We start from the raw sequence: 13,542 nt of genomic DNA, 5'->3' as shown, positions 1-13,542 counted from the left end.
AAAATCAAAAAACAGTAAAGCTGATAAAGTAAACGCTTAGTCCAATTTAAGCAATGTATTTAGACGCATCATTTCGCCATTTTTTTCAAGCCAGACTTTATCCGCGTCATCACGATAGTTATCAAACTGTGGCTCTAATACGACATTGGCTTTATCGTTAATCAAACCAATCTTGCCAGCTTGCTTATAAGTATAAAGTTGGTGATATAACAGCTTTCTAATGGGCGCGTCCGAAGAGAGAATCAGTTTGCCATTGGCATCAATAATTTGGGCGCTCTTGATATCGTCTTGAATATCTTCGCTCATGCCAGTAGCTGTGCTACCAGTGATTAAAGTACTGCGCAGAAAAAGCAGGGGGTTTACACTACTATTAAAAGACTCAATATGTTGGTTGGCTGCTAGTGGAATGATGACATCGTCATTCTGGTCAATAAGCGCGGTCTTGTTTTGCAGGCTGACTTGTAAATACAAAGGCTCGCCCGTACAAGCGTTCAGCGGATGAATTGCATCATACTGCGGCATTACAGCCCAATAACCTCTGTCATCGAGCAGTCCAGTCAGCCCTTTGTCCTTAGTAACTGTAAAGAAATTTTGGTCATAATCAGAATCGTAGTGTGCGTGCTGGATACGAACACTAGCTAACGGATAAACCCAGTCACCATGACGATTGATGATGCCTTGTTTAGTGGCATTGCTGGCATTGTCTGAGATGTTAACACTGACAATAAAGCTGGTCGCAATACCAGGCTCTGTTTGAATCTCGTCATACTTAAAAGGCACGATAATCTTGCCAGCGGCATTTGATACGCCATATTTTCCGTGCTGTTTGGCAAGCAAATAAGAGTCCATCAATATATAAGCATCGGTCAAATTGTCTAGGATGACATTACCATTTAGGTCTTGTAGCTGCTGCGTATCATTGTCTTGTTTGACTAGCTTGCCAGCGAATTTATCATTATTTTCGATACGCTCAAAATAGCTATTGGGTAAGTAACCGGCACAGCTGATGGTAGCGTGGGCAGGGGTGAGTGTAATGATAGAGCCGGCAGACAAAATAGATATCCATGTTAAGAGCGCTAATTTGTTAGTCATCGCTATTTCCTCATTATCATACCTTTAACGACTGTCTGAATTTACGAGGCTTTTTCATCGGTAGAATTGGTAATTCGGCGACAGCCTTGTCCGCTGATTTGACTAAAGCCGCCAGAGAGTTTGTCGACCTTGATCTGGGTTAGAATGCGCTCTTTTAGGGCTTGTACGTGGGAGATAACCCCAATTAGCTTGCCTTCTTGTTGCAGACTAGTCAAAGTATCGAGCGCAATATCAAGTGAGTCCTCATCGAGCGTGCCAAAGCCTTCATCCAAAAATAACGAGTCAACGCGGATATTATGACTGGCCATCTGTGACAGTCCAAGCGCGAGTGCTAGGCTGATAATAAAGCCTTCGCCACCAGAGAGGTTTTTGGTACTGCGAATATCGCCGCCTTGATAGTTGTCAATGACATTCAGCTCAAGAGGGCTGTTTTCATCGCGAATGAGTAGATAACGATTGCTCATTTTTTGTAGTTGCGCGTTGGCATGCTTGATCATAATGTCAAAGGTAAGACCTTGGGCAAAGGTACGATATTTTTTACCATCAGCTGACCCAATGAGCGTATGTAGCTGTTGCCAAACTTGTAGTTTTTGTTTTTGCTCATCAATCGCAATGAGCTGTGCCGCTTGTTCACCTTTACGGTCGTCATTATCCTTGAGCTTTTGGTCAATCGCACCGATTTTTTGACTTAACTCGTCAATATCTGTTTGTATTTGCTGATGCTGACTTGCAAGCGTTTCTCGGTCTTCATCAGTCATAGGCGTTGCAAGTTTTTGCTCTAACGCTTGCTGAGTGCTGTCCAACTGCAACTTAGCTTGATGCAATGCATTGTCAATCGCCAATTTACGTGCGTGTAGTGCTTCGCGTTCTTCTTTCGGCAGACGGGCACTCACAAAAGCAGCTTCATCGACGAACTGTGACTCTGCGAGTAAATCCGTAAAGGTGCTTTGCTGCGTATTCAGTGTGGTAGTCGCCGACTGTAACTCTGCTGCTAGTTGCTCCTCTCTAATCTTTAATTGCTCTAGAGCCTGCTGTACGGAATCTAGTTGCCTTTGTGCTACTACTTGCTTGGTTTTAGCTGCATCAACCGTACTACGTAATTGAGTCTCTTCATTGTCTGTATCTTTATCTGCAAAAACCTCTGTTCTATTTTGCTTTAATTGTTCGATAGCGTTTGCTTTATGAGCGATTAAGCGCTCTAGCTCTTTGAGCGCTGTGTCATCATTGCTCAGCTGTGCTTGCTTGGTTTCAATCTGCGCGCTCAAACTGCTTAAGGTATTGGTTAGCTGCTGTTGGCTATTTTTCTGCTCATTAAATTGTCGTTTTAACTGGTTTAAAGTGCTGCGCTGTTGACGTAATTTTTCAATGTGACAATTATAATCTGCGCTGTCCATTACCGTTTGCTTATTAAAACTATTATCTAGTTGCTTAAGGGCATCAGATAAGTCTGCCGCATTGAGCGCTATAGTTGAGTTTAAGTGCTCTTGATATTTATCCGCTGGGTATTTATGCGTTAGAGATGAAACGGTAGTCATAATGGGCGCTAGCTCTGAGAAATTAGCGGCGATCTTATCTTTTATTCCATCAACTTTTTGTGAGTTAAGCTTGATGTCAGTTGTTAAATTATTAATATCGTGACTGACTGCACGTTGCTGTTTTTCATCAGCTTCGATAGCAGTACTGAGCTTTGCCGCACTTTCAGTTAGGTTGTCATATTCGACCACTATGGTTTTCAGAGACTGTTTATGTTCAGTCAGGTTGTGTTTGGCAGTGTCTAATAAAGATAAGCTATGATCTATATTTGTGATGGTCGCATTGATATCATCACCTATCTTATTAAGAGGATTGATAATTACTGCGATTGCTTCAGAATAGTTATTTTTAGGCTCAAATAGTACGGCTATGTTGTCCTGAATATCTCTAAATAAGGTTGTGGATTGCTGCTGTAGGGGCGCTAGTTGTCGCTCTTGGTTGTTCAGCGTCTCTTTTTTTGTGGCATATTCGATATTGTATGTTGATAGAGCCTGCTCAAGGTTATCAATAACGGTCTCTAGTTCCGCTATTTGCTGCTGAGTTTGTTGCGTCTTAGTCTGTTTTATTGTGGACGACTGGTTTTGCTCGACATTGTCATCGATATTATTACTGTCTAATAATGGATGATGTTTACCGTAAGGATGTTCCAGCGCACCGCATAGCGGGCAGGGCAAGCCATCTTCTAGTTCTGCTATGTAGTCCTCAAGCCCAGCGACCTTCTGTAGTAAACTCAGATGCTCTTGCTTTTCTTGCCTCTTGAGCTTAGTGTCTTGAATATCTGATTGATGATCAGCAATCAATCCTGCTAAGGTCGTTAGTTCCTCGGTTAGCGTTGGTAGCGAGAGGTTGGTCTTTTTGATTTGGCGAGCAAGATCGGATAGCTGCTGTAGCTTAAAGCTGGCTTGCGCAATCTGAGTGTTGATCTGATCCACTTGCTCTTGCTCGCCGCGCATACTAGCAAGCGATTGTTTTTGGGTAAGTGCGTCTTGCTGCTGTTGTACGCTGACCAATTGCTCGCGTTTTTGCTTAATTAACAACACATCTGCGTCTTGTTGCTTAGATAGTTTATCGAAATGAGCTTGTAGCTGGCTGGATTGATTGTCATGCGTGAGTTTATCCGCCGCTAAGCTGACATTATCTTCTAGCAGCGCCTTTAATCGGCGACAGCTGCTATCAAAGGTCGCCATATCTGTATCAAGATCATTTAGCTCTTGATAATCGCTAAAATACTTCTCTATACTACTAAATTGATCTCTGATCTCTTGTTCTGTTTGCTTGTGGCTGTCTATTTCTTGACGTAATCGTTGCGTATTATTGACTAATACATTTTTACGTCGATCATCATCGGCTAAAGAATGAGATTGCTGTTTTATCTCAGCATCCAACTCGCGCGTTTTGGCAATGATAGGCAGAGTGGCTTGCAGATTGTCTGTAGCTTGCTTTTCAAGCCCATTAACGCTATTTAGATGGGTCGTGGCTTGTGCAAGCGCTGCTTGTTGAATTGGAGTCTTACTGAGCAAATCCTGTTGTTCAGTACCCAGCCGCTTGACCATATCACGGCTATAACTTAACTCTCGGAAGTGGCTGTTAATCTCCAAGGCTTTATTAGCAATATCTAGGCGCTGTGCTTCTGGGTTAAAGTCTGTCTGTATCTGCTGTGCTGCTGCAAACTCGGTCTGATAGTTCGACAGATTTTTTTGTAGCTGCCCAACACTATCCAGCCACTGCAGTTGCTCACTCAGGGTTTTGAATGTTTGTCGCTGTATACTTTGCTGTTGATTAAGGGTCTCTAATTCTGCTGCCAGTAGCTTTTCATCTTCAAGACTTAATAATGATAAGCTATTAACGCCCGCTTGTAGCTTACCAAGCACTTCTTCTTCAAAGCGTTTCTTTTCATGTACGTTCAACGATATTTTTGCATAGATAGCAGTGCCCGTTATTTTCTCTAAAATCGCTGCTCTATCGCCAATATCAGACTTTAAAAACGCGGCAAAACTGCCCTGTGCTAGCATGATAGAGCGGGTAAATTGATTGAAATCCATGCCGATAAGGTCTTGAATATAGGCGGATGTCTTAGACTTTTTCTCTTCTAAAATCTTGCCGGTTTTGACCTCACTAATCTCATGCTTAATCGGTAATAGGTTGCCCTTGGCTTTTTTGTGGGCGCGATGCTGGTACCAGTAGCACTGATAACGCTTGGAATCTATTTCGATAATAACTTCTGCCGAGCATTCACCCGTACCTTGGGTCATTATTTCGTTCGTTGAGCCGGTAATATCACCCAATCTTGGCGTTTGACTATAAAGTGCTAAGCAAATCGCATCCAATATGGTGGTCTTGCCAGCACCCGTCTGCCCAGTAATGGCAAAAATGCCTTCATTTAAAAAAGCGGAATCACTAAAATCAATGTGCCATTCGCCTTTTAGGGAGTTCAAGTTTTTGAGTCGTAGTTCTATCAGTCGCATGGGCAGATCTTATTTTTATATAGAGCAGTGATAAAGAGAATAGTGATGAAAAGTGAAGAAGTTGTTGGCTGGCATCCAAAATGCGCTGCTATTATTCAGCCTCAGTGTCTTCATGACGCAAGTTATAAACGATTTGATCATACGCGTCACGTAAGGATGATTTTTGCTCATCAGGAATATTGTGAGCAATTAAGCAGCGCTCAAATACTTCTTCCTCATTTAAATCTTGTAGGGTCTCAGAGATTTGCTGTTGGTTCAAAACTTTATTATAAGTACGTGTGTTTTTTATTTTTAATACCTCACACGGCAAGCCATCTACCATCATCTGAATATGTTCACGCAACTCGCTGACCACGTCATCACCCGTATAAATAATTTCAAGCCAAACGGCTTCTTCTGCATCAAGAGCTTGGATGGTTTTATCAATAGTCTTATTAATAGACTCCAAATCACCTGAAATTTGCGCCAATTTTTGAAATTTTGGAATAAGTAGGGAGATGACCTGCATTTGACATAAATTATCATGATGTAGTAGTTGAGAGGTTAAAGGGGAGGTTACTTTTAAGTTGATATCAGTTGAATTATTATCAATAATACTCTGCGTAGCACCTGTCTGAGCTAACCCTTCTTCAACCGTGCTTTCTTCCTTTACATCACTTTCTACTGAGTCATCAAAGCCAAACAAGTCATCCATAAAATCAGTTGCCTGACCTGCTACTTTTTTAGCAGCTTTTTCTACCGATTTCTCAATCTTGGTCACTGTATTGGTGAGCTGAGGCATACTGCTTCCAGCGGTACTATTTGACGTTGGTTTTTTATTACTAAACTCATTTTCTACTGCACCAAACTGTACCAGCAATACTTGTTTTTGTTGCTTAGCCTCACCAAAACCCATGGCGATAGGCGAGCCTGAATAGCGAATGCTCTCACGACCACCAACACGCTGCGGGACATGCAAATGCCAAGTGCCACATAGTCAAAGCTTTCATCAAACATATCAGCGGAGATCTTGCCAAGTGAGCCGACATAAAGCTCACGCACACCATCATCTTCAGTAGTCGTACCACCTGCTGCGAATAGATGCCCTGTGGCAATGATAGGAATGTGACGCTGGTTTGCTTTGGCTAATTTAGCCTGCTGAGCCTTAGCAATGCTAGCGACTTCATCATAATGAGCGCGAATACCTTTGATAACGTTAGCATCTTTGCTATCCATCGACTCACCAGCGCTACTGCTACGGACATCACGATCACGCAGATAAGGCACAGCGGCGATGATGCAGTGCGGCGCGCCGTCTGTGTCATCTAATACCAAGACCTCATCGTTTAAGTCCTCGCAAGCGGTGCCGATGACATGGACGTTTAAGAACTTAAGCACATGACTTGGTGCATCCAAAAAAGTCGGAGAGTCATGATTGCCTGCGACGATGACGATATGCTGGCAGCAGGAGCGTGAGACTCGGCCCAAAAACTCATAATACAAGGCTTGTGCTCGGTTACTTGGTGTCATGGTGTCAAAGATATCACCAGCGACAATCAGCACATCTACGTGTTGCTCGCTAATAGTGGTTTCAAGCCAGCCCAAAAACGCTGCAAACTCATCATAGCGCATACGGCCATACAGCCTGCGCCCTAAATGCCAATCTGAGGTATGTAAGATATTTAGAGGTTTAGTAGGCATGGATTTGGTATCAGTAGGTGTGGACATAGTTGAGCTTAAAGGCAATGAGTAGAAAGCATTCATTCTAGCAAGAATTACTAAGCTTTGCTCTGTTACACGCGCATAAAAAAGCCCTGCCAATATCTTATCGGTAGGGCTATATTAGATTTTAAAAACGCGACGTCAGTAACGCAAAGCAAGCATTAACTAATCACCAACTGCTCTAAGCTTTCATCTTGCTGCGCTGCCAAATTAGCAATCATAGAGAGCGCATGGGCTTGCTGGTCTATCGGCTTTTTTGCATCTTGGTCCGTGATGGCTGTTCCTGCGCGTAACCAATTATCTTCTGTATCGCTGGTATCTTTATTATGCTTGTTGTACCACGCCAAATCATTATGCAGCGCTACCACATCACCCATGATAAGTAAGGCGGGCGTGGGCAGCTGGTTTTGTTCTTGCAGCTCCACGATACTCTCAAGCGTACCAGTTAATACTTGCTGATTGGGCATACTGGCATTGGAGACGATCGCAATCGGCGTCTCAGACGAGCGGCCAGCGTTAATCAAGCCGGTCGTCAAACGTGCCAACGAATGCAGGCCCATATAAAACACCACGGTCTCATTGGTATCAAGTAAGTTTTCAAACTTCTCATTGGGCGCACCCGCCTTTAAAAACCCAGTGACAAAGCGCACCGACTGCGAGTGATCACGGTGCGTGAGTGGAATACCAGCATAGCTTGCGGCAGCGTTAGCAGCGGTGATACCTGGTACGACTTGATAAGGTAACCCATGCGCCCGCAAGCTTTCAATCTCTTCGCCACCACGCCCAAAAATAAAGGGATCGCCACCTTTTAGACGTACCACACGGCGGCCTTGTTTGGCGCTATTGATGAGCAGCTCATTGATACCCAGTTGTGCGACCGCATGGTTGCTGCGTTTTTTGCCGACAAACACCTTATCGGCATCACGGCGGCATAAGTCTAATACTTGCGGAGAAACTAGGGCATCATAGTAGACGATGTCCGCTTGTTGCATCAGACGCAGCGCCTTAAACGTCAAAAGCTCTGGATCACCAGGGCCTGCACCGACGATATAGACTTCACCGACAGCTGCTCGCGCGGGTTTTGATTGAGTAACCGTTAATTCATCTGTTGCTACAGGCGCAGTGGCCGATAGTGATTCTGTGCTGTGGCTCTGTGAATGCTGGCTAGTCGTCGTGGCAGGACTATTAGCCGGGTTATGGGCATCAGGGTCAACGCTACGATTAGCGCTGCTTTCAATAGCAGCTGCCGTGCTTTCTAAATCTGCTTTTAGCTGGGCAGTGGCCTCACGCTCATTACCGGCAAACATCAGCTGACTGACCTGACCTTCAAAGGCGCGCTCCCAAAACTGTCGACGTCCTGTCAGGGTTGGTATTTTGGTTTTTACCTCTGCTCGAAACTCACCAGCAAGCTTGGCCAGTTTGCCATAACCTTGCGGAATTAGAGTTTCAAGACGTGCACGCAGTAGACGTGCCAGCACGGGCGCTTTACCATTAGAGGAGATACCAATCACAATGGGATTGCGATCGACAATGGCAGGAAATATAAAATCGCATAAATGCGGGGTATCAACCACATTTACCGGAATATTAAGATTGCTAGCATCAGCGTGAACTTGATGATTGAGCGTCTCGTCATCTGTTGCCGCGATGATGACTCGTGCACCTGACATATACGTTTTATTATAATTTTTATAGATAAGCTCATGCTTATCGTCTGATAACAAGGCTTGTATTTCAGCGCTAATATTGGGCGCAAGGATTGTAATGCAAGCTCCAGCGCGGCTGAGTAAGTCGGCTTTACGTAGCGCCACATCGCCGCCGCCAACGATCAGTACTTTGCGGTCTTCTAATTTAAAAAACAATGGAAAGGTGTTCATAGCATCACCAATTATTCAATCAATATAAAATATGCCACCATTATGAGGTATCACAGGCATGCGCTCACGTAGTGAATTGGCATTAGCATATTCGTTTTTGTCATGATAAAGGTGTGTTTTGATAGGAAAGGGAATAGATACGAGAGTAATTAGGAAAATATGTATCATAAAAAATCCCTCTTACGTAAGGGTAAGAGGGATTTTAAAATCATGGGTTACTGCAACGCGTGACTACAGCTGCGTATGCAAACCACACTCACGGCTTTCTTCTACCTTAGTCGGATCAAAGTAATCAAACTCATTTGGCAAATTATGCTCTTCAAGATACACGTCTAAATCAGCGTCTGTTTTTTCAAATAAAGGTGCAACTTTTAGCACGCCATCTTTTGATAAGCTAAGCACATCAAGACCTTGGCGGAATTCGGTTTGATCTTTACGGATGGCATTAAACCACACGTCAGGCTTTAGTTCGTCTAGTGCACGGCGGAATGGCTCAAGTTTTACTTGATCGGTGAATTCATCATGCTGTGGGTTATCAATGCCTGGGATGCCATTCATGGTCGCGTCACGATAGGCGGCCGTTTGCTTAGGAATATAAGTGATGACGTTTAAGTTTAAATCACGAATAACTTTATTGGCAAACTGATACGTCGCGTCCGTGTTGTAGCCTGAGTCCACCCACAATACGGTGATATCGGGGCGCTGCTTGGCGACCAAATGCAAGATCGCTGATTCATAAGGACGGAAGTTAGTGGTGATAATTGGGTTTTTAGCTTGTGTTAGTGCCCATGCCACGATTTCTTCTGGTGATTTGCCTTGCAGGTCTTGGTTAGCTTGGTCGATATCTATATTTGGGTGTAACTGGCTCATAATACGTTCCTTAAATGGGATTAGTTTAACAAGTGAGTTAGAAAAAGCTTAATACATGAGTGTCGTAGGCCGTAGCTTTAGCCAGCATTTTGCTTTCGCAAAGGTTTAAGCTAGGCTAAAGCTACAGCCTACAAAAGAAAGTTAGCTATTCAAAAGAGAGATAACAAAAATTAATTGCCCGAAAACATCGGTAAGTCGGCGGCATTGCGACCATCATAACTGCTAGCAAGGGCAGTAAACGCTTGGTCAATACTAAATTTAGAGTCTGGTTGCATGTCATGCTCACTGAGCACAAAGCTGTCAACACCTACGCGTAATAGATACGCAATTTGATCACGGCCAAACTCGCCAGCGACACGAATCTCACCTTGATAGCCCATTTGACGTAGCGTTTGAGCGAAGCTAAAGTTGCGTCCATCAGCGAATTTAGGAACATGAATGACGATGAGCGCCTTCTTTATTAGCAGCTCACTTAGCTCTGTCAGTGCATTCGCATCCGTATCAGCAGTCACCCATAATCCAATACGGCTGCTATGCTGGACTATCAGCTCATACACCTCTTTGACCAAACCACTTGCCAGCGCCCCTGAACCGTTCAATAAATCAGCGAGTGGTACTAGGACGTCAGGTTTTTCTTGTCTTTGTAGCAGCTCAAGTAAAGTGAGGTCTATCGAGGCGATACCATCTGGCAATGTGTCAGTGGTTAACGCATGCCAGCTATCTTTATGGCTAATATCGACGCCGTGACTATCCAAAATGTGGTGATTAGCCATAGACCTTCTCCTTAAAGGGATCAATACCGACGCGCTCGACCAATTCGCCAAAGCTTTCAACGTCATTATCGGTGGTGGCACGCAGATCGACATAGACGTCAACGATCTTTTGAATGGTGTCAGCGACCGCTTCAGTAGGGACGGAACGGCCGAGTATTTTGCCAAGCTTGGCATCGTTGCTTGAATTGCCGCCAAGGCTGATCTGGTACCAGTTTTCGCCTTTTTTATCGACACCCAAGATACCGATATCGCCAGTATGATGGTGTGCACAGGCATTGATACAGCCCGACATATTGAGGCGGATATCGCCAAGATCGTATAGATAATCTAAATCAGTAAACTGCTTCTCGATTTGCTCAGCAATATTATGCGTGGTGGCATTGGCAAGCGAGCAATAATCCCAACCAGGGCAGACAATCATGTCCGTTAAAGTGTTGATATTCGGACGGGCCAGATGTAGGTCGACCAATTTTTGCCATAGCTCGTATAACTGATTGGTTTGCACGTCAGCGAAGACAAGATTTTGCTGATAGGTGCCGCGCAGTTCGCCAAAGCTGTATTGGTCTGCAAGATCAGCGAGTGCGTCCATTTGGGTATGGGTGACATCACCAGATGGTACATACTTGCCATCGACCAAGCCTGCTTTGAGAGAAATTACCACCGCCCGATAACCGGCAACTTTATGTGCCACGGTATTTTGGTTATACCAATTGGCAAAGTCTTTATCAGCGCTTAATTGCTGCTGTAGATCGGATTGTGCTTGTAGCGCATCAAAGGCTACATAATCAGGCTCACTAAAGAAGCTGGTAGCAGTCTCAAAGTTTGCATCAGTCAGCGTCAGCGGCCCGTCTTTGGTATGCGCTTCCCATTCGGCATCGACCAATTTAGCAAACGCAGGGCCGCCTAAGGTATCGACCAAGATTTTAATTCGTGATTTGTACTTGCTACCTTTATCACGCCGACCATGCAGGTTATAGACACGCAATATAGCGTCTAAATAGCTAAGCAGATGCTGACGTGGCAAAAACTTATTGATGACTTTGCCAAGCACAGGAATACGTCCAAGACCGCCGCCAACTAGGACTTCAAAGCCAAGCTCGCCGTCTTCGTTTTTCTTAAGGTGCAGACCAACATCGTGTACTTGCGTCGCTGCACGGTCCTCATCGGTACCAATCACAGCAATCTTAAATTTACGCGGTAAAAAAGCAAACTCAGGATGAAAGGTCGACCACTGGCGAATGATTTCGCAGTAGGGACGTGGATCGGCAATTTCATTTTGATGAATACCGGCATAAGGATCAGTCGTGGTATTACGAATACAGTTACCAGAAGTTTGTATTGAGTGCATCTGTACCGAGGCCAGCTCCGCCAAAATATCTGGCACATCTTCTAGCTTTGGCCAATTCAGCTGAATATTGGTACGGGTCGTGAAATGCCCGTAGCCTTTGTCATATTTACGGGTAATTTCAGCCAATTTACGCAATTGATAGCTGGCAAGTAACCCATAAGGAATGGCAATACGCAACATTGGCGCATAACGTTGAATATAGAGGCCGTTCTGCAAACGCAGCGGCAAAAATTGCTCTTCTGGGAGTTCACCTGCCAAAAACCGCTCGGTTTGGTCGCGAAATTGGGCGACTCGTTCCTCTACCAAGGTCTGGTCAGCGTAATTATATTGATACATGACGTAATCTCAATGTTGTTTTTAGTCTTTAAAGCCGCAACGGAAATGATTCGCGTGCGCTAAATATTATGGCTAGTCGCAGTGTATACACCGTAATTGCACCATCATATAAGTTTGCGTCTATAAACATAAATTCCTTTAAGACATATCCATATCCAAAGTCAGCATAAATTTTCATAAAGAAAGTTAGGTAGCCTATGTTTATTCAATTTATCACCACCTATAAAGGTTTTAAAAAATGACATCTACTACGCCTAACCAACAACTATCAAAACTTGTGCCACCACATGGCAGCAAGGATCTTAAGCCGTTACTATTAAAGGATGATGCCCGCAAGCAAGCATTGAAACTTGCCAGCAGCTTGCCGACGATTACCCTGAGCTCACGTGAGCGTGGCGATTTGATTATGCTGGGTATTGGTGGATTTACCCCGCTCAATGGTTTTATGAACCAAGCGGACTGGCAAGGGGTGGTTGATGATATGCGTCTGCAAAGTGGCGACAACGCTGGCTTGTTTTGGCCGATTCCCATCACTTTATCAGCGCCAAAAGAAACTGCCGACAGCCTAAATCAAGGTGATAAGGTCGCGTTAGTGGCACAAGATGGCGAAATTATGGGTATCTTAACGGTAGAAGAGACCTATACCATCGATAAAGAACATGAGTGTCAGCAAGTCTTTACCACCACGGATTCTGAGCATCCGGGCGTGCAGCAAGTACTTAACCAAGGTGAAGTAAACATTGCAGGTAGCGTCGAAGTATTGAGCGAAGGTGAGTTCCCAACGCTATATCCAGAGATTTATAAAACCCCTGCTGAAACCCGCGCTATTTTGGACACTAAAGGCTGGAAGACGGTTGCCGCTTTCCAAACGCGTAATCCAATGCATCGCTCACACGAATACCTTGCCAAGATTGCCATTGAAATCTGCGATGGAGTCTTGATTCATTCATTGCTAGGGGCATTAAAGCCAGGTGATATCCCAGCTGACGTTCGCCAAGAGGCCATCAAAACCTTGATTGATAATTACTTTAAGCAAGATACCGTTATTCAGGCAGGTTATCCGCTAGATATGCGCTATGCTGGGCCGCGCGAGGCACTACTACATGCGGTATTCCGTCAAAACTACGGCTGTAGCCATCTGATTGTTGGTCGTGATCATGCAGGTGTCGGTGATTATTATGGCGCCTTTGACGCACAGACTATCTTTGAATATGTTGGTAAAGACGACCTAATTACTCAGCCGCTAAAGATCGGTTGGACGTTTTGGTGTAATGCTTGTAATGCCATGGCCTCTGATAAGACTTGCCCGCATGAAGCATCTGAGCATGTCAAAGTATCAGGTACTAAGTTGCGTAAAGCGCTATCAGAAGACCTTGAGGTACCAGACAACTTTAGCCGTCCTGAAGTATTGCAGATTTTACGTAATTATTATGCCGGTATCGCTATCGATGACCGTGCTGAGGTCAAGTTAACTGGTGCATCTGCCGTATAGGGTGTTTTATAGTTTATAAAATTGCTAGATAAAAAAGGTGCCAGATTTAACGTCT

General features: G+C 44.4%; 8 protein-coding genes and 1 pseudogene. 1 reads left to right on the top strand and 8 read right to left on the bottom strand.

What is annotated here, in order from left to right:
- Positions 1-36: 36 nt before the first annotated feature.
- From PENNN9_RS06335 to PENNN9_RS06305, 8 genes and pseudogenes are all read right to left on the bottom strand, one after another.
- A complete protein-coding gene (locus PENNN9_RS06335; RefSeq protein ID WP_058368858.1) occupies positions 37-1,092 on the bottom strand; it encodes a WG repeat-containing protein in 1,056 nt (351 codons plus the stop codon).
- 41 nt (positions 1,093-1,133) lie between these two features.
- Positions 1,134-5,090 carry an AAA family ATPase gene (locus tag PENNN9_RS06330; RefSeq protein ID WP_058368857.1) on the bottom strand — a complete coding sequence of 1,319 codons (3,957 nt, stop codon included), beginning with the start codon at positions 5,088-5,090 and terminating at the stop codon, positions 1,134-1,136.
- Positions 5,091-5,181: 91 nt separating this feature from the next.
- A pseudogene (locus tag PENNN9_RS13635) lies at positions 5,182-6,701 on the bottom strand (exonuclease SbcCD subunit D C-terminal domain-containing protein).
- A gap of 251 nt (positions 6,702-6,952) precedes the next feature.
- Positions 6,953-8,668, bottom strand: a complete 1,716-nt coding sequence (gene cobA, locus PENNN9_RS06320; protein ID WP_058368856.1) for a uroporphyrinogen-III C-methyltransferase — start codon at positions 8,666-8,668, stop codon at positions 6,953-6,955.
- Positions 8,669-8,683: 15 nt separating this feature from the next.
- Positions 8,684-8,836, bottom strand: coding sequence for a hypothetical protein (locus PENNN9_RS12705; protein WP_156410081.1), 153 nt, complete (start codon positions 8,834-8,836; stop codon positions 8,684-8,686).
- Between the two features lie 63 nt (positions 8,837-8,899).
- Positions 8,900-9,538: a phosphoadenosine phosphosulfate reductase family protein gene (locus PENNN9_RS06315; RefSeq protein WP_058368855.1), complete on the bottom strand. Its 639-nt coding sequence runs from the start codon at positions 9,536-9,538 to the stop codon at positions 8,900-8,902.
- Between the two features lie 170 nt (positions 9,539-9,708).
- On the bottom strand, positions 9,709-10,311 hold the full coding sequence (locus PENNN9_RS06310) for a DUF934 domain-containing protein (RefSeq protein WP_058368854.1): 603 nt from the start codon (positions 10,309-10,311) through the stop codon (positions 9,709-9,711).
- Complete coding sequence (locus PENNN9_RS06305; protein WP_058368853.1) at positions 10,304-11,995, bottom strand: nitrite/sulfite reductase; 1,692 nt, start codon at positions 11,993-11,995, stop codon at positions 10,304-10,306. Before PENNN9_RS06305 ends, PENNN9_RS06310 begins: the two co-directional genes overlap by 8 nt.
- Before the next feature lie 238 nt (positions 11,996-12,233).
- Here PENNN9_RS06305 and sat point away from each other — a divergent pair, with 238 nt between their 5' ends.
- Positions 12,234-13,487, top strand: coding sequence for a sulfate adenylyltransferase (gene sat, locus PENNN9_RS06300; RefSeq protein ID WP_058368852.1), 1,254 nt, complete (start codon positions 12,234-12,236; stop codon positions 13,485-13,487).
- Positions 13,488-13,542: the final 55 nt, after the last annotated feature.

Source organism: Psychrobacter sp. ENNN9_III, from assembly GCF_001462175.1.
GTDB lineage: Bacteria > Pseudomonadota > Gammaproteobacteria > Pseudomonadales > Moraxellaceae > Psychrobacter.
Note: the sequence above shows the minus strand (reverse complement) of the source record. Positions and strands in the feature narration are given on the sequence as shown.